Origin of the sequence: Cryobacterium sp. TMT2-15-1 (genome assembly GCF_004402345.1) — a bacterium.
In the GTDB taxonomy this organism is placed as follows: domain Bacteria; phylum Actinomycetota; class Actinomycetes; order Actinomycetales; family Microbacteriaceae; genus Cryobacterium; species Cryobacterium sandaracinum.
This window is the reverse complement of record NZ_SOGD01000052.1, coordinates 1-20512: the sequence shown is the minus strand read 5'-3', so window position 1 is coordinate 20512 and position 20512 is coordinate 1. Positions and strand designations below refer to the sequence as shown.

Sequence of the window (20512 nt, the reverse complement as noted above, 5' to 3'; positions counted from 1 at the left end):
GGTGGAGGTGACGTTGTCTCTGAGGCCTTTCACTGCTCAAGGATCAGAAGAGTCCCTGGAAATCACGAGCACAAAGAGAATGTCAGCCTGCCAAGGCAGGCTACCGCTGCTGTCAATCTTCGGCAGTATCGACATACACGCAGCGCTCACTATCGCCGACGCACTCACCAACATGGCTGATCCGCAGCGCCCGCCAGCGTGCACACCTATAGCCAGGTCACGACCCAGGCTGATAGCTGCCGGTTCGTTCACCTACGAAATTGACGTCGGTGCCGCGTGCCTGATCTCAGCCCCCTAAGTGAGCCCGCTGAACTGCCATCCACACCAGCACAGTGAGGTGATGATCTGGATTTGGAATCGGCCTGAGTTTTTCAGGGGTCGTCTTGGATCTTGGCGAGAGCCCTTGGGGGAGGCGAGCTGCTATTCGGCGAATGTGTCGAGCGATTGTTGACATGGTGTTCCTAAGTCTGTGGATGGGGTAATCGAGCGCGTCGGCCTGTCAGCGCATTTGCCGCGCACTGCAGTAGGGCGGTGTTGGTGCGCGTCTGGGCGTCAGCCGAAGTGTTTGTTGTTCTAGGTTCAGTTCTTGCTTCCGCGAACGCTCGAACAGGGGTGGTGTCAAAGATCGGAGATCTTCGGGGGAACTGCCGTGAAACGAGCACCCCGCGCCGGTAGATATCCGAGGTTGGTGAGGTGCTCGACGATGCGAATCCCGGCACCCAACAGAAGGGTGCGGGCTGGGCGCTTACCACCCGAGTCTTGGTCGTCGATATTGAGGGAATCGATGCCGACCAGAGCGGCGCCCGCATTAACCGGAAACCGTGCGGCGTCCTCCGGCAGACCTCTAGGCTGTAGTCAACGCCACGATCGATCCACGCTCGAGTACTCACTACTTGGATTCCGATATTTCCACTCGTCGCGCGGAGCGGGCTCGCGAATCGGCGTCGCGGCGGCGTTGTTGGGCGTTGCGTTGTCGGCGAGTTTGAGCCACACGACGCCGCCGATGATGACAGCCAGCCAGAACGCCTTGGCCGGTGTCAGGGTTTCCTCGAAGAAGACCGGACCGAGAAGCGCCGCGCCGACCGCGCCGATACCGGCCAACACGGCGTAGCCGATGCCGACATCAATCTTTTTCAAGGCGACGCTGAGGAAGAAGAGCGTGAAGAGGAAGAAGACGATGGCGATAATTGACCAAGCGAAATTGGTGAATCCTTCGCTTCCGTTCACGCTGAGCGCGTAGCCGACCTCGAAGACCCCGGCTGCGATCAATGCGACCCAGGGGCCCGTCGTCTTCGCGGCGGTGATCGGTTCCGCTGTGTGTGTCGTGGTAGTCATGAGATGTGTCCTTTCACAGTGCTTGAATCAGGGCGGCTTAAACGGTTCCGGCGAGGTTGAGTCCAACGACGCCGATGAGGACGATGAGGATTCCCAGCAGTTTCTTCGCGGTCAGTCGCTGGGAGAGGAACAGTGCGCCGATGATGATGACCGCGACGCCGGCCAACGCTGTCCAGAGGGCGTACCCGACGCCGACATCGAAAGTCAGTAGAGCCAGGCTGAGTAAAAAAGTGGCAATCGCACCGCTGATGAGGGTGCCGATCGTCCACCCCAGTTTCGTGACGCCTTGTGCTTTGCCTGCCAGGAGGCCGACGGCGCAAAAGCCCCCGACCGCGACCGCGTTGCCCGCTGTGCGGATGTCCTGCGTGCCGATCACCAAGGGGATGCTGGCCGCCCCGCCTCCGACCGCAACGCCCAGATTCTGCACCGTTCGGATGATCGCTCGAGCCCCGACACGCGAAGAACCATTGAACGCGTGGCCGATCACCGCCGAACGGACTGTGTTGGCGCCGCGGTTAGCACCAGTGACGACACCAGCGATCACGAGAGCCGAGACGAAGGAGGCGGCAAAGGAGTACCAAGGAGTGCGATCCCCTCCAACGCGACGAACTCAATGAGCAATCTGCGGGCGCTAACGCGGTCGGCCAGGACACCGCCCAGCAGGGAGGTGACGACCCCGACGGCACTGGAGAACGTGATTCGCGGGGTCGAAATCGCGTTTGCATCCCTGAAGTCAAGGTATCGTGACGACGATCTTACCTTTTGCCTGGCCCTCCTCCAGGCGGCGCATGCCTGAGACCGCGTTCGCGAGGCTGTAGCTCTGATCCATCACTGGTACGAGCTGACCCGCGGAGGCGAACTTTGCCAGTGCACGCAAGTTTCGGGCATCCTCGGTCGAGATGAATGCTCGGAGGGTCTGCGTGACGAACGGGTTGAGCATGAGTGCGCGGAGTATGCGATCGGTGCCGCCGAGCCAACGGCCCTTCGCTTCTCCGCCAACGATGACGAGAGTCCCGTGGCTAGAAAGTGCTCGTCGTAGTTCACCCAGACTGCTGTTTCCGCCGGTGTCGAGGATGACGTCATACCGGGTCGCACCATCGGCGAAGTTCTCGTTTTTGTAGTCGATGACATGGTCGGCTCCGATTGAGCGGACCATGTCGGCTTTGGAGGCACTACAGACGCCGGTTACGTCGGCGCCCAGGGCCTTCGCGATCTGCACGGCGAAAGTGCCAACGCCACCCGACGCACCCACGACAAGCACCTTGTAGCCGGCCTGCACTTTCCCGTGATCACGCAGTCCCTGCAACGCTGCGAGCCCCGAGACTGGAATGGCTGCTGCGTGATTGAAGTCGAGGTTGTCGGGCATCAGTGCGATCTTGTCATCACGGCACACAGAATACTCCGCGAATGAGCCGGCGCCGATGCCGAACACATTGTCTCCTTCCACGATGCCAGTGACACGTGCGCCAACGCTGACCACCTGGCCTGCGAGTCCGAATCCGGGCACGCGGCCTTTGGGAGCGCGAAGCGATTTGCTAGCAAGGCGTACCGGGTACGGAAGGCCGGTGACCATGTGAGCAATGCCTGGGTCCACACTTGCTGCACGAACGCGCACCAGCACCTCGTTCTCACCAATCGAGGGTCGAGGGATTCGTTCAAGGCGCAAAACCTCGCTGGGCACGCCATATCCATCATGAACGATTGCCATCATCGTGTCGGATTGGGGGGCTGCGGTATGGGCATCTGCCGGTGGTGTATTCATCGTTGCTCTCCTTTGCTCGCATGCATGTGCAAGTTGACACGCATGGGCATAATCCACTATTCCGGACACAAAACTTATGTAGTAAGGATACTATAGTTACATTGTAAGGTTGTCAATATGGATGAGTCTAAATCTTCAAGAGTTGAGCGACGGGATGGTGTGGCTCGAGCGCGCTTGAATTTCGAGCGTGTGCCAGCTGGGCGAGGAGCCCCGGGGCGAAGCAGTGTCGATCTATACCCATGCAGCGAGCAAGGAGGAGACAGCCACCTCCACGGAACCCTCGCGGAACCGACCATCCGGTGACGGAGAGTGCCTGTCAGGCAACAGCCCTATTGTTACCAAGGAGGCCGTGTACGACGGAGTCGTACTCGGCGATCCTGCGGTCACCTCCGATCCGAGTGCGGGCAGCGAGAGCGTGGCTGCGTAGCTCTGTTCGTCGAGTGAGAACGTCGTCCCAGGCCGCGACGATGTCGGCGGGATCGTGCGTCGTGACGCATCCAATGTCTTGCACCGTCAGCGCAGCGTCGCCGACGTCAGTGGTGACGGGTGTGGCACCTGACGCGGCACCTTCAAGCAAACACAGCGGCGACGCCTCGCCGAAAGCCCTTGTCAGCGCGACGATGTCGGCAATCTGATAGACCGCGGGCATATCATCACGGATGCCGAGAGCATGCAGGTTGGTGGAGCTGCTGATGCCCGATTCGTGGGCCAAGGCGCGGAACGCGTCATTCTCCAGCGTCATCCCAGCCCCGCACACGAGATGGTGCGTCTCGGGGCGATCCAGGGAATGCAAGGCCACGAAGCGCAGGAACAGGCCGGGGTCTTTCATCACGTCGAACCTAGCCGCGAAAACGACGACGGGCACGGTTGTTGGAATCCCGAGCTCCCCCCGCGTGATCGCCTGCTCGATTTCTGTGCCGAGCCGGAATCGGTTGGTGTCTATTCCGTTTCCGATGACGAATCGTCCCGCAGTGGGCGGGAGAAACGACTGGTACGCGTCGCTGGTCGATTGGGCGCAAGAGATTCCCGCCGTCAGGAGACCGGTGGAGGCTGCTTCGCGGAGCCACGAGAGTGCCTGTCCCGAATGCTCCGGGTCGGATCGATGTAGGCATGCTGCGACCGGGATGTCTGGCACCAACCCGCGCTGGTGCAATGCAAGGAGCAGCCCGAGCGACTGCTCCTTCAGCGACAGAATCACGTCCGCTTGCTTGATCACGTTCGAGGCGATGCACAGCTGACGGTCAGTGAACGTGGATGGCGCCGGAGCTTCCGCCCCGCCAATTCGTTTCAGCGTCGTTACTTCGATGCCTGCGCCGGTCAGGCGGACGAAGCGCGGGTCACGGCGCAGGCGCTGCACAGAGAAATCCCTGCGGACTGCGGATGCGATCGACAGGGCGCTGTGCCGTTGATCTCCCCCCGACGTGGAGTCCGGCGCTGACGTTGGTATGCAGGATGCGGGCTCCGCCGGCAAAGAATTATTCATAGAGGGAGAGGACTTGAATGGGACGGTTCATCGCGGTGACTTTCGAGAGACGGAAAGGTGGTGTGATCGCGGCGACGCTTCGAACGCATCAACCTACGCCGGCACACAGCGGCGATGCCGTTCGATCAATGTTGGAGGGTGCATGACCGAATATCGATGAACCGACGGTGTGTATCGGATGAACGACTGGTCGACTTGGCGGGGCGTGCGGATTTCACATCCAAGCTCAAGCGCATCGCCACATTCTTCGTCGCCGAGGCCGAACGCATCGAACTCGCAATCAAGACGCACCGCACCGGACGACGGAAAGACGACCTGGGAAGGCCGCTCCCCAGCCCGTCTCTGACGGCGCCGCCCGGAACCTGATCCCCGGCACCAACCCAACATTTGGAACCAACTGTCGATGACGCTTGAAAACTGGACAGTTTCGACGCTTGAAAAGTGAACACTCGACGATTGGAGTGTGATCACTTTGGAAGATTGGGCGTTGATTCGGAGATTGGCTGCGGAGGGCGTGCCGAAGGCGCGGATCGCGGAGCGATAGGGGATCTCGCGGACCACGGTCGTGAAGGCGGTGCAGTCGCAGTCGCCGCCGCGGTATGAGCGCAGAGCGGCGCCGACGTCGTTTTCACCGTTCGAGGCGCGGTTCCGGGCGTTGCTGGAGGGTGATCCCGAGTTGCCGGCGGTGGTGCTCGCGGAGCGTGCCGACTGGCCTGGGTCGATGTCGTGGTTCCGGCAGAACGGGAAGAGGTTGCGGCCGGAGCATCGCCGGATCGATCCCGCGGATCGGCTGGTCTGGGCGCCGGGTGATGCCGCGCAGTGCGATCTCTGGTTCCCGCCGCGAAAGATCCCGCTCGAGGACGGAACGACGAAACTACTGCTGGTGCTGGTGATCACTTCGGCGCACTCGAGGTTCATCACGGGTCGGATGATCCCGACCCGCAAGACGGAGGATCTGCTTCTCGCGTCGTGGGAGCTGATCCGGCAAATCGGCCGGGTCCCGCGCCGGCTGATCTGGGACAACGAGCCCGGCATGGGCCGCGGCAGGCGTCACGCTTGAGGTAGCCTCATTCATGGGAACTCTCGCGACCAGGCTCGTGCTGCTGCCGCCGCGCCATCCGGAGTCCAAGGGCGTCGTCGAGCGCCGCAACGGGTGGTTCGAGACCTCGTTCATGCCCGGGCGCTCCTTCGCCTCCCCGGCGGACTTCAACGACCAGTTCACCGAGTGGCTGGGACACGCCAACGCGCGGGTCGTCCGAACGATCAAGGCCGCACCGGTGGATCGGCTGGAAGCTGACCGGGCCGCAATGCTGCCGCTGCCGCCGATCCCGCTCCATCTGGGCTGGCGCAACAGTGTCCGCCTCGGCCGGGACTACTACGTCCGCCTGGACACGAACGACTACTCCGTCGATCCGACCGTGATCGGACGACTCGTCGACGTCGCCGCGGACCTGGACCGGGTCCGGGTCCGGGTCCGCGCGGACCGGAGCATCGTTGCCGACCATGCCAGGGTTTGGGCGCGCGGGGCGACGATCACCGATCCCGGCCATGTCGAGATCGCGGACAGGCTGCGCAAGCAGTTCCAATACCCTCGAGGCGTTCCCCCGGCAGACGGCCTGAAGCGGGATCTCAGCGACTATGACCGGGCGTTCGGGCTGACCGGCGAGGTTATCTGATGGCCACCACACGAGCCCCCTCAGAGTCGGTGAAACAGATCACCTATCTCGCCGCAGCGCTTAAAGCACCCCGGATCACCGAGGTCGCAGCCCGGCTCGCCGAGCAGGCCCGCGACGCGGGCTGGGCCCACGAGGACTACCTCGCCGCCGTCCTCGAACGCGAAGTCAGCACCCGCAACGCCTCCGGCGCCGAACTACGCATCCGCGCCGTCGGATTCCCCGGACGGAAAACGCTTGAGGACTTCGACCGGAACGCCCAGCCCACCACCCGGCCGCAGATCGGCGCTCTCGCGTCCGGCGCGTTCCTCACCGAAGCCCGAAACGTCGTCCTCCTCGGCCCGCCCGGAACCGGCAGAACCCACTTCGCCACATCCCTCGGGATCGTTGCGGCACGGACATCGCGTGTTGTTCGCGACCGCGACAGACTAGGTCACCAAACTCACCGACGCCCACCGCCACGGCCGGCTCCCCGCCGAGCTCGCCCGGCTGCGCCGCTACGGACTGATTATCATCGACGAGGTCGGCTACCGGCCGTTCGAGCAAGACGCCGCGAACCTGTTCTTCCAACTCGTCTCGTCCCGCTACGAACACGCCTCGCTGATCCTCACCTCGAACCTGCCGTTCTCCGACTGGGGCGGCGTGTTCGGCGACCAAGCCGTCGCCGCCGCGATGATCGACCGCATCCCACACCACGCCGACGTCCTCACCCTCAAAGGCACCAGCTACAGGCTCCGCGGTCGAGGCATCGACAGCCTCCCCAGCATCCGCACCACAACCGGCGAACCCGAGAACTGGACTACCCGCAACCGTTCACAATTCGAACGCCGAAAGCGTTCAGAATTCAAGCGTTGTCGACAACCAACAACCAACACCCAAGAATTCGACCTGCCCACACGCGGGTCGAATCGGCATTTGACCCGGCAACGGCGAACTTCGGCTGACTGGCACGACTGCAATCGGGCAAAGAAAAAGGACCGGAACGGTTTCTCAACCGTCTCGGTCCTTCTTCAAGCAATGTCCGGATACTCTCTTGAGTATTTACGGAATGACGGGGTGGGCGGCGCTCGGTGCGCTCTTCCTGTGCTCGGCACTGGTCATGTGGGCGATCGCACGTACATACCTGATGCTCAGCCGAGGGCAACCAGCACGGTGAGCACGGCGAGAACAGCGCAGAGCGGCGCCATGGTCCACCTCTCCGGAACCGATCGAGAGATGCCGTTCATGATGATGCCGAGCACGAAGTACGCAGCGAGGACCCAGATGGCGATATCGGCGAATTCCGGCCATGCGATGACGGCGATGAGACCGGCGTGTTGCAGAACCAGCAGGGCGAAGGCCGCATACAGGGCGATTGATGTTGCGCTCCCGATGCGCTTACTGGTGGGCAGAATCCGATCCTGGCCTCCCCAGGCGAACTGGCCAATCGGCGCACCGGCGATAAGGGCTGCTTGGAACACGGCCAGCGCTCCCATCAGCACGCAGAAGGTAACCGCGATGATCGCAGCGGCATCCGCGGACACCAGGTTGCTCAATGTGAAGCCGCCGATGTCATAGCCAGGACCCAGGCGAAACCTCCGAGCGCCAGCACGAGGGTGAGGATGAACAACGCCAAGGTGAAGGGCGCCCAACCGAAGCGTTCCCCCGGGCTGAACGAGGCGAGGTTCATTAGAACCCCGATTGCCAGATAGCCCACGAGCACCCAGGTGCCCCAGCGGCTCAGGCCACGGGGAAGGCGCGAGATAGCATAGCCGCCCCGGACCAGCACGATCATCGTGGCGAATGTCCAGATGGCCGCACTCACGCCGCTCACGACCCGCAATTCGACCGGAAGTTGTCCTGGGTTTGCTCCCCCAAGAGCAGCCGCACCGAAGGGTGCGCCAAACATCAGCGACACCTGGAAGGCGACCACGATCAGAAAACCGAGTGCTGTTGCAGCTGCCGTCCTCCGGCGCACGGGGCGTTACATGCCTGCGTCGCGGTGGCCCACGCCCGCGATTGGATTGATGGTCATGGTTGCTCCTCTGTGAATTTTGCGACTGACCGGGACTCCGCGTCTCGGGGGATAAAGCTGTCGATGGCACCGAGCGCCTCGTCGGCCCAGGCGATTGTGGCCCTGGCCGTGTTCTCACCGGCTGAGATGGTCAGCAGGATGTAGGGGGCATCGTCGTCGAGGTCGGCGTCTTTCGCGAGCTCATTCCGCGCATCCTGCAGGTGGGCGAGTTGAGACTCCGCCTGGGCACGTGCGCTGAGGACGAGTTCGCGGCAGGCCTCGGGTCCGAGCTGACGCCCGAAGAAGAGTCGCAGCATGAGCCCGTTTCGAGGCTTCTGCCTCTGTGGCTCGCCGGCGAGCAACCCTTTTAAGCGGGCGGTGCCCTGATCGGTGATGGCAAACAGGGAGGAGCGGGAGTCGCCCGAATCGTGACGCTCAATCATTGCCTGCCGCTCGAGATCCCCGAGCGCCGGGTAGATCTGGCCGAAGCTCTCGGACCAGAAGTGCCCAAGGGCCTCCCGAATCTGCTCCCGCACGGCGTAGCCGGTCATCGGTGCAATGCTCAGCGCGCCGAGTATCGCCATCTGAGTCTGTTTTGAACTGGCCAACGCCGATCCCCTTTACTGACTTATAGATATGTCTACCAGATACGTACGCCACTGGTGAAGCCTCTGCCAATACGGAAGCCCACCGGCACCCCCGCGGGCACCGATAGGCACGAGGCCTTGCCTTGCCAACCGCCAGCTGGCCTGTGCGACACCTCGCACACGCCTCCGGGTTTCAGGCCGATCGGTGAGGCTCAGATTTGGCCCGAACGTGCACGCCCTCGCCCTGCTTGCCGAACAGGCTCAGCACCTCTGCGGCGTTGCCGTCGGCGCTGCCGAACCAGTGCGGAAGCGTGGTGTCGAACTCGGCGACCACGCCGGCACCGAGCACAAGGTCGTGGTCGCCGAGGATCAGCCGCATTCTCCCACTGAGCACATACAGCCACTCGTATCCGTCGTCGGTGCGGGGCTCGGGCATGGTCTGGCTCGCCGGGATGAGGATCTTCCAGGCCTGCACTCCCCCGGGCTGCGGAGTCAGCGGGACGACCGTGCGGCCATTCACTCGACGAGGTTTGAGACGCACCCGGGGATCGCCGACCTCGGGAGCTCCGACGAGCTCATCAAGAGGAACCCGATATGCCTGGGCGAGCGGCAACAGCAGCTCGAGGCTCGGGCGTCGCTGGCCGTTCTCCAATTGCGACAGGGTGCTCGTCGAAATCCCCGTCGTTTCCGCCAGGTCGGTCCGTGTGATCCCTCGCTGGGACCGGAGGCGTTTGAGCCGCGGCCCCACCGCGTCAAGTGCCGCGGCGATGATGGTGGTGTCATCCATGGCCCCATTCCACCGCATCCGTCCCGGAAACAGCAACAAACTTTGCTCGGGACGCCGCGAGGGCAGAGGGTTGAGACATACGAATACGACGTCTTAGTCATCGGAGGCGGGGCAGCCGGCCTGACCGCAGCCATAGTGCTGCTCCGCGTTCGACGGTCGGTGGCGGTGGCGGTGGTGGATGCAGGTGCGCCGCGCAACGCCCCCGCTGCCGCCATGCACGGCTTTTTGTCCCGGGACGGCATGTCGCCGCGCGACCTGATCACGGTCGGCCGAGGCGAGGTGCCGGATACGGCGGCACGCTAATCGACGGCACCGTAGTCAGCGCACGACCTGGATTTCACGCGCAACTTGCCGACGGCACCGAACTCCGAGCCCGCAAGATCCTGGTGGCCACGGGCCTCCGCGATGATGTGCCGAACGTCCCCGGCGTCCGGGAACGATGGGGCCGGGACCTGCTGCACTGCCCGTACTGCCACGGCCGCGAGGTGCGCGACCAGCCGCTTGGAGTGCTAGGCAGAGGCGCCGAGGCAGCCCAGCACGCCCTCCTCATCCGCTAGTGGTCACCGGACGTCACCCTGTTCTCCGACGGAGATGCTTTGACTCCCGAGCAGCTCGAGCTGCTGGCCGCACGAGGAGTCCGCGTCTTCACCGGCCCCGTCGCCCGACTGGTGGTCACCCACGATCGGCTTTCTGGAGTCGAACTGACGGACGGCGTAGTGGTCCCGCGCACGGCGGTTTTTGTCCGACCCCGATTCGTCCCGAACTCCGACCTGTTGGCGACCCTCGGGTGCGACACCGATGCGGGCGGCTGGGTCACCCACGACACGACGGGCCGCACCTCCGTTGCCGGCGTGCGCGTCGCCGGCAACGCTGCAGACCCACGGACTAAGGTCATCACCGCGGCCGGACAAGGCTCCGGCGCGGCGATCGCCATTAATGCCGAGTTGGTCGACGAGGATCTCCAACGCGACCTCGCCGCACACCGTGCCCGCTAACTTCCCCTTTCCCCACCCCATCCATTTACCCCAAGGAGCAACCCACCAACGTCCACGCCAACCACCGACGCCCGCAGCATCCCGATCCGGCCGCCCGCGAAACACCAACTTGCCCTGATGATCTGGCTGGCCGTGTTCCCGACGCTCACCGCGTTGAATCTCCTGCTCGCCACAGTCTTCGACGGTGTTCCGATCGTGCTCCGCACGTTCATACTCGTCACCATCGCGGTCCCGATAGTGATCTACGGCATCATGCCCCACCTCCACCGCGCCCGCTGGGCCCTCATCGTGCGCCGCCGGCGTTGATTGACTAGGACCCGGCGCTCATCGACTCGAGCCCGTTAAGAATGAGATCAAGCCCGACCAAGAACTCGTCGGAGTAGCGGTAGCCCGGCTTGAGCACGTGGTCGGCTGTCAGCTCGGCGAGATACGGGTAGTCGCTCGTCGGAAGCTGCGCCAGAAGGATCTCCGCCATCGCGGCGGTCTCCTCCGGCGTGGTGAACGGGAGGCTCTTCTCCTGCATAGCGAACCCGTAGATGTAGCTGTCGACCGCGGAGAACGCGTGCGCCGCGGCGGCGACGGAGAACCCGCCGTTACGGAACGTGCCGATTACCCGATCGTGATGCCGGAGGGTGGCCGCGCCCGGCTTCGTACCGGAGTCCCGCGCGGTCGTCGCCCACGGATGCCGGACCAGCACGTCGCGAAACGAGATTGAGCGCTTGCGGATCGCGGTCCTCCAGTCATCGCTGTGCGACGGCAACTCGATCTCGCCGAATACCGTGTCCGCCATCCCGTTGATGAGATCTTGCTTGTTCGCGACATGGTTGTAGACCGACATCGCCTCGACATTCAGGTCGTCGCCGAGCCGCCGCATGGTGAGGGCATCGAGCCCGCCGGAATCAGCAAGTGCGATCGCGGCGCCGATTACCCGTTCTCGGTTTAGTCGAACCCTGGGCTCCGACGCTGTCTTGCGCGGTGATGCCATTCAACTCTCCTGACTGTGCCTGTTAGCAGACCTTACTACGTACGCATTGTGCTCTTACAACTTTACATACAGCGTAATCTGAAGGAGTGGACAACGTAAATAGGTCGACCGGTAACGAAGGACAATGAACGAAGAAGATCACGGTGCGAACCGGGGATCCTTCGCCCCAAACACAATTCGAAAAATCCGAGATCTCGCTCCGCATGTAGTGACCAAGTTCCGCGGCACCATTCCTCGGGTCTGGTTGGGCGAATCCCTCCACCCGACCGACGCCCCCGGGGACACGCGCCCGGCAAGAACGCCCATCGTATTCTCGTTCTTGGGTCTGGGCCTGTCCCGGAATGGGGCGTAACCTCTCACGAACTCGCCCTTCCGGGAACGCTCGCCCGCGCAGTATCAACCTCGACAGGACGCGGATGCACCGTCGACCTCTTTGCGCACGAGGACTTGACCGCCGCGACCGCGCTCACTACCACCGAGGGTCGGGATCTCTGGAAGTACGACGGGATCGTTGTCGCGCTTGGGGTCATCGATTCTATAATGCTCACGCCACCGTCGAAGTGGAGGCGAGGGATCGGCGAGCTTCTCAGGATGTTGATCGCCAGCACCGCGCCCGGGACGGAAGTCCTAGTAGTCGGGATCCCTCCGATTCGGTCCATTCGAGCTTTGGACACTTCGCTGCACAACCTGGCGCAAGCGCGCGCTCGCCTGCTCAACGAGGTCATCGCTGATCTCTGCTCCGGGACCAATGGCGCAACCTTCGTCTCGCTCCCGGCGGCAGAGCCCGCTGACGGCGCCACGCATAACGGTCAAAGCCCGCTCCAGCATCAGTTCTGGGCGAGGCAGCTCGCCCCTCCGTTGATTGCGCTTCTCGCAACTCGCCCGGAACCTTATCTCCCACGTCAAGGTCAGGCGGTCTACTCTGCGAAGGCGGAACTTGCACGGCAGAAAGCAGTGGACCAGCTCGAGGTCACTAGCGCGGCAGCCGACAAGCGGCTGATGCGAATCGTCGAGCTGGCCTAGCGTGCATTCGACAGCGAGACAGCCCTGATCACCGTGATCGATCGGGACCGACAGCTGAACCTGGCCCATGCCGGAAGAAACCTTCGAGAGGTGGTCCGCAGCGAGCCGATTTGCGACTTCGCCATACAGGGACAGGGGACAAGGGTTCTGCACCATTTGAGCAGGTTTGGCTAACCGTGTGAACACAACGGTTGACTTCTTCCGACCCATTTTCGACGTCCACAGCATCTGCGGAAGGATGGCAAGCGAGGGCACAGTCGTCAGGTAGATGCCGCCTTGTTTCAAGATCCGACGGCTCCGCATAAAAGAGTTCCTCGCTACCGCGTCGGAATTTGTCAAGGTGAATGAGGCCAGCGTGAGTTTAGGCGGCTAGTTTCGGCTCCACGTTTTGAGCTTCGGTTGGCTTGTTGATCCAGGCTGTGTCGGGGGTGGCGAGGGTCGCCGCCCGTTCGGCGGCCTTGCCGGCGGCGAGGCCATAGTGGACGTCGGCGGGGGTGTTGAGCCCGATACCGGCGTGCCGGTGGCTGTGGTTGTAACCCTCGACGAAGGTGTTCATGAAGCGGCGGGCGTCGCCGAGGGTGCCGAAGCGTTCCGGGAACACCGGGGCGAATTTGAGGGTCTTGAACCACGCCTCTGAGTAGGGATTGTCGTTGCTGACCCGGGGCCGGGAGTGCGACTCGGTGACTTCCAGATCTGAGAGGAGCGCGGCCACGGTCTTGCTCGTCATCGACGTGCCCCGGTCGGCGTGGACGACCTGCGGGGTGCCATGGATGGAGAAGGTCTCCGTCATCATCTCGGCGGCGAGGACGGCAGACTCGGCCGGATGGACCTTCACGCCGACGATATAGCGGGAGTAGATATCGATCATCACGTAGGCGTCGAAGTACTTGCCCTTGATCGGGCCGGGCAGTTTCGTGATGTCCCACGTATAGACCTGGCCGGGGCCGGTAGCGACCAGTTCCGGGATCGCCCGGGCCGGGTGGCGGGCCAGCCGGCGGCGTTCCCTGACCTGCTGGTTCTCGGCCAACACCCGGTAGATCGTTGAGATCGACGCCAAATACACGCCCTCGTCCAGCAGCTGCGCGTAGATCTGGATCGGCGGCAAGTCCACGAACCGGGCCGAGTTCACCACCGCCAGGATCCGGGCCCGCTCGAGGACATCGAGCCGATTCGCCGGCACCACCACCGGCCGGGCGGCCCGGGTGCGAGGCGTGCGGGTCGCGGTCGCCCGAGGCAACCCGACCAGGGCGGCGGCCGTCCGGGTCGGAACGCCGCGGCCCGTGAGATCGCGGTAGGTGGTCATCACGGTTTCGTGTGCGGTGTTTCGTCCCGCGAGCTCTTCGAAAGATTTTCGAGTAGCTCGTGCATTTTTGACATGATCTCCAACGCCACCCCCGTCGTTTCCAGGCGCCGTTCGGTTAGCTCCAGTTGGCGGCGGAGCCGGGCGATCTCGGCTTGCTCGGGCGTGAGCCGGCCGATCTTCTCCCCAGGTTTCTTGCCCTGCAGCACCCCGCATCGCGCAGTTTTCGCCACTCCGTGATCTGGGAGGAATAGATGCCCTGCTCCCGCAAATACGCGCCGCCCCCGTTGCGGGAGATGGCGTCCTCGTAGGCGGCGAGGTGGTCAAGTTTCTGCTTCGGCGTGAACGAACGCCGAGGCGTGGGACCGCCCGCGCGCGGGCCGAGACTGCTGTTATTCATGGGACTATCGTCGCGCACGGCGATCAACGAGGGGCTGGACATGATGGGACTTCCTGATTCTCGCCCTACGTCAAACGGCGGACTTGCTCTGAGCTACTGGCCTCAACTCACCCTGACGGTAATGATGAGAAGAGTCTTGAGGCTGCGTGACTCTAACCCTGACTGACGTCCTTCAAGGATTGTCTTTTACGTGATCTGTCCGCGGTCTTGAGGCTGCTCAAGGTGCGCTGACCAGGCGGACATGACTTTATAGGAGCCTGAAGCGAATTCCCATTACCGTCTTGTCTGCCCACCTGGCCAACGTGCCCATCTTTTACCCAGATGAACGCAATGGAAGGGCAACTTCATCATGGCAACAGACCCACCGAATGTCATCGTCGGCGTCGACACCCACTCCGATACTCACTTTGTCGCCATCATCGACGAGCACGGCAAACACCTAGCTGCTGAAGAATTCCTGGCAGTCAGTTCGGGTTACCGGAAGATCCTCGCCTTCATTACCCACTTCGGTCTGATCATCGGCGTGGGCGTCGAAGGAACCGGCAGTTACGGGGCGGAACTGAGTCGAGTTCTGCGAACAGCAGGACTCCCTGTCCACGAGGTCAACCGACCCAACCGTCAAGCACGGCGTCTACGCGGAAAATCGGATCCCTTAGACGCCTATCAGGCAGCAGAATCGGTCTTGGCCGAACGAGGCACGTCGACGCCGAAAACCAAGGACGGCCCCGTTGAATGCCTCCGCGTCCTCCGTGCCGCCCGCAGTTCAGCGATGAAGGCCCGCACAATTGCCATCAACCAGATCAAGGGGATACTCGTCTCCGCTCCGGAGCACGTGCGCAGTCGGTTCCGCCCGCTGACCACCGCGCAACTCATCCCGGCGTTGGAGCGTTCCCGTCCAATGGGAAACCTCACGGACACTGAGATCGCAACGGCCCTCACTTTGAAGAAACTTGCTGTCCGATACCGATTTCTCGAGCGGGAGATTCTTGACACCGATGCAGTGATGGCAGAGATTCTTCGGGACTGCGCGCCTCTGTTACGGAATGTCCCCGGTGTTGGCATAGAAGTAGCCAGCCAGCTCCTCGTTACCGTGGGCGACAACCCCGAACGCATCGCCACGGAAGCGCAGTTCGCAGCACTCGTCGGCGTAGCTCCGATACCCGCCTCGTCGGGCAAGACAAGCCGGCACAGGCTCAGCCGCGGCGGCGACAGAGCGGCCAACGCGGCAATCCACCACGTCGTCGTCTCACGCCTCGCAACCGACTCCCGCACGAGAGACTATGCGGCCCGACGAACGGCTCAAGGCAAGACCAAAAAGGAAATCATGCGCTGCCTGAAACGATACGTCGCCCGGGAGCTCTACCGTCAACTCACCAACCCACAAGCGGCGCCCTCGATCACCGACCTACACACCGCGCGCGAAGACCTCCACATCACCCTCCGCGAGGCGGCCGGACACTTCAATACCTGGCCTGGCACCCTCTCCCGAATCGAACGAGGACTCAGCCGAGACGACAACCTCGCGAGCCAATTTCGGGACTGGCTCCACGAGCAAAAAGCCGTCCAAAATATCAATTGACAACTATAGGAGCATCACGTGGGGCGTCGAAGATGGCGTCGTAAGTGTCGTGGTTGTCGGTGAAGTCATCTGTCGCATAGTCGACAACATGGTCGGCTCCTAGCGACGACACTAGCGCTCGGTTCGCCGTTTTGCATACGGCAGTGACCGTGGCGCCATAGTGCTTGGCAAGCTGGATCGCGGCCGTGCCCACCGCGCCGGAAGCACCGTTGATTAGAACGGACTGGCCGGGGCGGAGGTTGGCCGCATCACGAAGGAATGGCAACGCCGTGATAGATCCATCGAAAACGGCGACGGCCTCCTCGTCACTGAGGTTGCTCGGCTTCGCCGCGGTTACCCCGTCTCCCGGAACGACAATGTACTCAGCGTACGCACCGAAGTTCGTCACACTGACGCCGGCGACAAGGTCAGCGACTCGGAAGTTGGTCACGGAGCTGCCCAACGCTTCGACCTCACCGGTGAAGTTAGTGGCGAGGATGGGTTATTTCGGTTTGCGTAGGCCGAAGTACAAGCGAGCCATCGGCGAGCCCGCCCTCGCCTTGCACATCGCCGCCGTAACCACTGAGGCACGGTTTCGTACACGCACTTCTTTGGGGCCGGGGACGGGCTTTGGCACGACTTTGACCTGCAATGATTCGGGTGGGCCGTAGCTGCTGGAGACGATTGCTTTCATGACTTCGATCCTTGGGTTTGTTGGTTGGGGTGCTACTCGTACCGGAGTGCATCAATGGGGTTCTGGCGCGCTGCGCGTCGTGCTGGAAGTGTGCTGGCAAGGAACGCGATGACCATTACCAGGAGGATGATGCCTGCCACCTGTCCCGGCGCGAACTGCAGCACCTGGAGGCCCTGCAGGTCGGCGAGTACCGTATTCGCCAATACGGTGCTGATGATCGAGCCTGCTCCGATGGCCGCGAGGGCGCCGAGGGCGCTTCCGAGGAATCCTATGAAGATCGCCTCGACGCTGAATAGCGCGTAGACCCTTCCACCACCCATGCCCATGGCTTTCATGAGGCCTATCTCGCGGGTTCGCTCCTGCACGCTCATGAGGAGGGTGTTGATGATGCCGAACGCCGCCGCGAGCAGGGCGATGAGCCCGAACCCGTTGAGCACAGCCACGATGCCGGTGAGGATGGTCTGGAAAACGCCGATCTGGTCGGCCAGTGTCTGCGCGGTGTATCCCTGCGATGCCAGATCGGCCTTGATGGCTGCCACCTGATCCTCGCTGGAAGTGGGATCGAAGTGGGCGGATGCTAAGAAATAGCCCCGTTCAAGGGCTGTCGGCTCGCCATCGGTCTGCACGGCGAACAGTTCATTTGTCAGTGCTTGGTTGAGGCGCACTCCCGCGCCGAGGAGCGTTAGGTTCTGCACCCCGGTGACGGTGGCATGAACTTCGTGCATTGCGCCGTCGTAGTTAGCGATGCCAATGGTTACGACCTTCCCGATCGCAGCTTCGGCGGCTCCGAGCCCGAGGGTCTCGAGGTAGGAGGCCGGCAGAAGAATCTGGTTGTTGTCGCTGAGTGTCAGTTGTTCGCCCGCGGCTAAGTCTGCCTTCGTGAGTTCGGCGTTCTCGCTGATTGCCACCTGGAACTTGCCTTCGGCGTCATACTCGATGTAACTCACGGTCAAGCTGACGACCGCATTCACGTCGCGAATACCGCTCGTGTTCCCAATCGCGTCGAGGTCGCTATCGGTGAGAACGCCAGTTGAGAACCCCGCTTCGGCACTCGGTACACCATCCGCTGTCGCCCGGGTCGGATCGTATCTGAGGGGCCCATCGCCGAGGTCTGGCGCATCCTCGGCGGTCTGTGAAATCGAGAGCACATCGGTCGTGCCGACAGATGCGAGCTGGATGTCGAGGTAGTTTGACACACCGGTGCCGATGGCACTGGTCAGCGTGAGAGTGAAAGCACCGATGAATATTGCGACCACCGTGAGGGTGGTACGAAGTTTGCTGCGAAAAGTGTTATCCACCGCTGTTCCGATGATGTCGAGTGTTTTCACGCTGCTGCTCCTGCGTTGTCGAGGGAGCCGACTTCGCGCCCGTCACGGATGAAGATCTGCCTGTCGCATCGCGCGGCAAGCTCTGGATCGTGGGTGACGATCACAAGCGTGATCCCTTTGTCTTTGTTGAGCGAGAAGAGGATGTCCTCCACCAGCGCCCCGGTCATCGTGTCGAGATTGCCGGTTGGTTCGTCGGCGAAGATCACCTTGGGGTTGTTGACCAGGGCGCGGGCGATAACGACTCGCTGCTTCTGACCGCCCGAGAGGTTCGCAGCCTTGTTTTTCGCCTTGTCGTCGAGTTCGAGCTGTTGCAGCGCCGCCATACCGCGGGCCTTGCGCTCACCAGCGGCAACGCCGGCAATCGTGAGCGGCAGTACGACGTTGTCGAGCACAGTGGCGTTGGGGTTCAAGAAGAACTGCTGGAACACGAACCCGAACTCTTCATTGCGCATCCTGTTCACCTGCTTCACGCTGAGCTCTTTCGCGTCGGTGTCACCGACCATTACTTCCCCGGCGTCCGGGCTGTCCAGCAGGGCCAGCAGATGCATGAGAGTCGACTTACCTGAACCGCTCTTGCCAACGATCGCGATCGACTGGCCCGCATACACCTCCAGCGAGACACCATCGAGGGCATCGAAGCGTGCCGTGCCACGGCCATACGACTTGCGGATACCGCGGGCCGCGAGCACCGGCCTCGTAATCGTTGTGCTGTTCATTGCTGTTACTCCTGGAATGAGTTGGCGTTGTGGAGCGCTTCGGTTGGCAGTCTGAATGGACCCGACCGAAGCGCCTGATTTGTTAGTTGGTGAGGCGGCGGCCCTTGATGAGCAGCCAGAAGATCAGCACTACCTCGCCGACGAAGAGGTATTGGCCGAGGAAGGCGGTGAAGTCGGGGATGATCACGAGACCGAAGCCGTCGACGGCGTAGCCGATGCCGGCGAGGATGAGCAGAATGCCGAAGACCTTCGCCATGAAGCCGGACCGGAACGCGAGGTAGCCGATGAGCAGGAGGTGGAAGCCGAAAAGAATAAGCCCGATGTTCCAGATCGTGTAGAACGCCTCGATCGCCCGCAATGCTGCGACGGGTTCGGACAGAAGTGACACGGCGATGGGAAGCTGCAGGATCGCAACGAGGAATACGGCGCTGTAGGCGAGCCGGAACCAGGCGGCCATTCTCGAGAGGCTTTGGTTCACCGGCGCAAACAGGGTGTGCAGGGCGCTTGCCGCGATGACATCGAGCACGATGACCAGAATCAGGCTGGCGATTCCGAGCCGGAACATCAGTTCAGAGGCAAGAATGGCCGCGGCCGTCGCCTCCGCGTTTCCGGGGGTGATGGATGGCTGGATTGCGCCGAAGACGCCGAAGCCGGCCAGTACGGCCATAAATGCCAGAGCGAGGCCGGCGACCAGGCTGGCCGAGCGCTGTGACTTGGCGGTGTCCACGGATCGGAGTGGCGTGTGACTCGAGCTATTCAATAGAGCGTTCATTGTATCCTCTTCCTTATGCCGTAAGCTTATATAGTAAGGAGATTATACCTACATGGTAAGGTTGTCAATATGAAAGAGTCAAAGGCTTCGAGAGCGACGAAGCGGGATGGTGTCACCAGGGAGCGCTTGAATCGCGAGCGGGTACTGACGGCTGCCATTGAGGTCGCGGACAGGGATGGCCTCGACTCGCTCACGATGCGACGACTGGGCGAGGAACTTGGCGTCGAAGCAATGTCGATCTACGCGCATGTGGCGAACAAGGACGACCTCCTCACAGGAATGGTGGACACTATCTTCGCCGGTATCGAGCTCCCGTCGCTCAGCGACGATTGGAGGACCGCGATCCGCAAGCGCTCGGTTTCGTTCCGCGATGCATTGTCGCGTCATCCCTGGGCGACGTCCGTGAAAGATTCGGGGACTTCCCCTGGCCCCGCCACTCTGCGGCACCTGGACATGGCACTCGGCACCCTGCGCAACGGCGGATTGTCACTCGCGCTCACCGCACACGCAATTTCGGCGATCGACAGCTACGTGTACGGCTTTTCTATGAGGGAGAAGACCCTGCCGTTCAAGACGGAGGAAGAGATACCGATCATGACGCAGATCCTGCTTACCGAATTGCCCACGGCCGAGTACCCCTATCTCGCGGAACTGACCGCGAATCAGGTGTTGCAGCCCGGATACCACTATGCGAACGAGTTTGAGTTCGGCCTCGATTTGATGCTTGACGCCATCGCACGGGAGCGGGACTAACAATCGAAGAACTCGCGGGCCTGCTCTTCACACTCGAGCCCCGGCGTCGCCTTGCGTCTCGGGCGGACCATCGCGAAGGTACCCGTTTCGGCCCTGCGGTCGACACCGGGATCGGGCTGCTCAACTGGATCTTCACCTAGGACACGGAAGGGGCGTTCGCGGACGCGCCGGCAAACGCCGTCGAGCAGCAAGGTCAGGTTTGCGAGACGGGCCAGACGGAGCGAGCCTGCGCCGAGCCGTCGCTGCGTTTCAGGCTACCGACGTTGCCATTGAGTATTAGCGCTCCTGGGGGCCACCGATATTGACGTTGGGGGCCACCGGTCGATGTGGCCGGTATCGTGTTTGGGGGCCACCGAATATTGCTGTTG

General features: G+C 62.4%; 20 protein-coding genes and 4 pseudogenes. 9 read left to right on the top strand and 15 right to left on the bottom strand.

Features of this window, described 5'->3' with window-relative positions:
- Positions 1-855: 855 nt before the first annotated feature.
- The 5 genes from E3O62_RS14090 to E3O62_RS16670 all read right to left on the bottom strand — a co-directional run bounded on the left by E3O62_RS14090 (position 856) and on the right by E3O62_RS16670 (position 5141).
- Positions 856-1335, bottom strand: a complete 480-nt coding sequence (locus E3O62_RS14090) for a multidrug efflux SMR transporter (protein ID WP_134398919.1) — start codon at positions 1333-1335, stop codon at positions 856-858.
- Positions 1336-1372: 37 nt separating this feature from the next.
- Entirely contained in the window at positions 1373-1879 is a 507-nt protein-coding gene (locus E3O62_RS17225) for a multidrug efflux SMR transporter (RefSeq protein WP_241973514.1), read from the bottom strand.
- Between the two features lie 189 nt (positions 1880-2068).
- Positions 2069-3097, bottom strand: coding sequence for an NAD(P)-dependent alcohol dehydrogenase (locus tag E3O62_RS14080; protein WP_241973513.1), 1029 nt, complete (start codon positions 3095-3097; stop codon positions 2069-2071).
- A 316-nt stretch (positions 3098-3413) separates the two neighbouring features.
- Positions 3414-4454, bottom strand: a complete 1041-nt coding sequence (locus tag E3O62_RS14075; protein ID WP_241973512.1) for a glycosyltransferase — start codon at positions 4452-4454, stop codon at positions 3414-3416.
- Positions 4455-4673: 219 nt separating this feature from the next.
- A complete protein-coding gene (locus E3O62_RS16670) occupies positions 4674-5141 on the bottom strand; it encodes a hypothetical protein (RefSeq protein ID WP_166786497.1) in 468 nt (155 codons plus the stop codon).
- Here E3O62_RS16670 and istA point away from each other — a divergent pair.
- The 3 pseudogenes from istA to E3O62_RS17590 form a co-directional block, all read left to right on the top strand.
- A pseudogene (gene istA / locus E3O62_RS17600) lies at positions 5044-6256 on the top strand (IS21 family transposase). The gene E3O62_RS16670 and the pseudogene istA sit on opposite strands and share 98 nt — an antisense overlap.
- Positions 6256-6597 (top strand): annotated as a pseudogene (locus E3O62_RS17595) (ATP-binding protein); the annotation flags it as partial. The pseudogenes istA and E3O62_RS17595, both read left to right, overlap by 1 nt.
- A 145-nt stretch (positions 6598-6742) precedes the next feature.
- A pseudogene (locus E3O62_RS17590) lies at positions 6743-6937 on the top strand (ATP-binding protein); the annotation flags it as partial.
- 446 nt (positions 6938-7383) lie between these two features.
- On the opposite strand, the gene E3O62_RS14060 reads toward E3O62_RS17590, so the two are convergent.
- From E3O62_RS14060 to E3O62_RS14045, 4 genes are all read right to left on the bottom strand, one after another.
- On the bottom strand, positions 7384-7788 hold the full coding sequence (locus E3O62_RS14060; RefSeq protein ID WP_241973519.1) for a hypothetical protein: 405 nt from the start codon (positions 7786-7788) through the stop codon (positions 7384-7386).
- Entirely contained in the window at positions 7785-8165 is a 381-nt protein-coding gene (locus E3O62_RS14055) for a hypothetical protein (RefSeq protein WP_134398918.1), read from the bottom strand. The genes E3O62_RS14060 and E3O62_RS14055 overlap by 4 nt, the downstream gene beginning before the upstream one ends.
- A gap of 98 nt (positions 8166-8263) precedes the next feature.
- Complete coding sequence (locus E3O62_RS14050) at positions 8264-8854, bottom strand: PadR family transcriptional regulator (RefSeq protein WP_134398917.1); 591 nt, start codon at positions 8852-8854, stop codon at positions 8264-8266.
- 172 nt (positions 8855-9026) lie between these two features.
- On the bottom strand, positions 9027-9620 hold the full coding sequence (locus E3O62_RS14045) for a helix-turn-helix domain-containing protein (RefSeq protein WP_134398916.1): 594 nt from the start codon (positions 9618-9620) through the stop codon (positions 9027-9029).
- A 171-nt stretch (positions 9621-9791) separates the two neighbouring features.
- Between E3O62_RS14045 and E3O62_RS17360 the strand changes: the two genes are divergently transcribed.
- The 3 genes from E3O62_RS17360 to E3O62_RS14035 all read left to right on the top strand — a co-directional run bounded on the left by E3O62_RS17360 (position 9792) and on the right by E3O62_RS14035 (position 10921).
- The gene (locus E3O62_RS17360; protein ID WP_255573872.1) at positions 9792-9923 is read left to right on the top strand and encodes a hypothetical protein; all 132 of its coding nucleotides are present in this window, start codon (positions 9792-9794) and stop codon (positions 9921-9923) included.
- Positions 9924-10216: 293 nt separating this feature from the next.
- Positions 10217-10615, top strand: a complete 399-nt coding sequence (locus E3O62_RS17220; protein ID WP_241973511.1) for an NAD(P)/FAD-dependent oxidoreductase — start codon at positions 10217-10219, stop codon at positions 10613-10615.
- A 117-nt stretch (positions 10616-10732) separates the two neighbouring features.
- Positions 10733-10921: a hypothetical protein gene (locus E3O62_RS14035; RefSeq protein WP_134398915.1), complete on the top strand. Its 189-nt coding sequence runs from the start codon at positions 10733-10735 to the stop codon at positions 10919-10921.
- A 4-nt stretch (positions 10922-10925) separates the two neighbouring features.
- Here E3O62_RS14035 and E3O62_RS14030 read toward each other — a convergent pair whose 3' ends face one another.
- Positions 10926-11600, bottom strand: coding sequence for a TetR/AcrR family transcriptional regulator C-terminal domain-containing protein (locus E3O62_RS14030; protein ID WP_134398914.1), 675 nt, complete (start codon positions 11598-11600; stop codon positions 10926-10928).
- Between the two features lie 666 nt (positions 11601-12266).
- On the opposite strand from E3O62_RS14030, the gene E3O62_RS14025 reads away from it, so the two are divergent.
- Positions 12267-12623: a hypothetical protein gene (locus E3O62_RS14025; protein WP_134398913.1), complete on the top strand. Its 357-nt coding sequence runs from the start codon at positions 12267-12269 to the stop codon at positions 12621-12623.
- 361 nt (positions 12624-12984) lie between these two features.
- Here E3O62_RS14025 and E3O62_RS14020 read toward each other — a convergent pair.
- Positions 12985-14365, bottom strand: a pseudogene (locus tag E3O62_RS14020) (IS3 family transposase).
- 307 nt (positions 14366-14672) lie between these two features.
- On the opposite strand from E3O62_RS14020, the gene E3O62_RS14015 reads away from it, so the two are divergent.
- Positions 14673-15902, top strand: coding sequence for an IS110 family transposase (locus E3O62_RS14015; protein WP_134398912.1), 1230 nt, complete (start codon positions 14673-14675; stop codon positions 15900-15902).
- On the opposite strand, the gene E3O62_RS14010 is transcribed toward E3O62_RS14015, so the two are convergent.
- From E3O62_RS14010 to E3O62_RS13995, 4 genes are all read right to left on the bottom strand, one after another.
- Positions 15895-16332, bottom strand: a complete 438-nt coding sequence (locus E3O62_RS14010; RefSeq protein WP_166786498.1) for an NAD(P)-dependent alcohol dehydrogenase — start codon at positions 16330-16332, stop codon at positions 15895-15897. The genes E3O62_RS14015 and E3O62_RS14010 overlap by 8 nt on opposite strands.
- Before the next feature lie 275 nt (positions 16333-16607).
- Entirely contained in the window at positions 16608-17903 is a 1296-nt protein-coding gene (locus tag E3O62_RS14005; protein WP_134398910.1) for an ABC transporter permease, read from the bottom strand.
- Positions 17900-18619 (bottom strand): ABC transporter ATP-binding protein, encoded by a 720-nt coding sequence (locus E3O62_RS14000; protein WP_134398909.1) that lies wholly within the window; start codon positions 18617-18619, stop codon positions 17900-17902. The genes E3O62_RS14005 and E3O62_RS14000 overlap by 4 nt, the downstream gene beginning before the upstream one ends.
- An 82-nt stretch (positions 18620-18701) precedes the next feature.
- Positions 18702-19346: a DUF4386 domain-containing protein gene (locus tag E3O62_RS13995; RefSeq protein WP_198413799.1), complete on the bottom strand. Its 645-nt coding sequence runs from the start codon at positions 19344-19346 to the stop codon at positions 18702-18704.
- A gap of 114 nt (positions 19347-19460) precedes the next feature.
- On the opposite strand from E3O62_RS13995, the gene E3O62_RS13990 reads away from it, so the two are divergent.
- The gene (locus tag E3O62_RS13990) at positions 19461-20144 is read left to right on the top strand and encodes a TetR/AcrR family transcriptional regulator C-terminal domain-containing protein (RefSeq protein ID WP_134398907.1); all 684 of its coding nucleotides are present in this window, start codon (positions 19461-19463) and stop codon (positions 20142-20144) included.
- Positions 20145-20512 lie beyond the last annotated feature (368 nt).

Bases quoted from the DNA above. Each gene is read 5' to 3' on its own strand.
- E3O62_RS14030 (WP_134398914.1), bottom strand. From the start codon at position 11,600: ATGGCATCACCGCGCAAGACAGCGTCGGAGCCCAGGGTTCGACTAAAC.
- E3O62_RS14080 (WP_241973513.1), bottom strand. From the start codon at position 3,097: ATGAATACACCACCGGCAGATGCCCATACCGCAGCCCCCCAATCCGAC.
- E3O62_RS14090 (WP_134398919.1), bottom strand. From the start codon at position 1,335: ATGACTACCACGACACACACAGCGGAACCGATCACCGCCGCGAAGACG.
- E3O62_RS14035 (WP_134398915.1), top strand. From the start codon at position 10,733: ATGATCTGGCTGGCCGTGTTCCCGACGCTCACCGCGTTGAATCTCCTG.
- E3O62_RS14045 (WP_134398916.1), bottom strand. From the start codon at position 9,620: ATGGATGACACCACCATCATCGCCGCGGCACTTGACGCGGTGGGGCCG.
- E3O62_RS14015 (WP_134398912.1), top strand. From the start codon at position 14,673: ATGGCAACAGACCCACCGAATGTCATCGTCGGCGTCGACACCCACTCC.
- E3O62_RS14000 (WP_134398909.1), bottom strand. From the start codon at position 18,619: ATGAACAGCACAACGATTACGAGGCCGGTGCTCGCGGCCCGCGGTATC.
- E3O62_RS13990 (WP_134398907.1), top strand. From the start codon at position 19,461: ATGAAAGAGTCAAAGGCTTCGAGAGCGACGAAGCGGGATGGTGTCACC.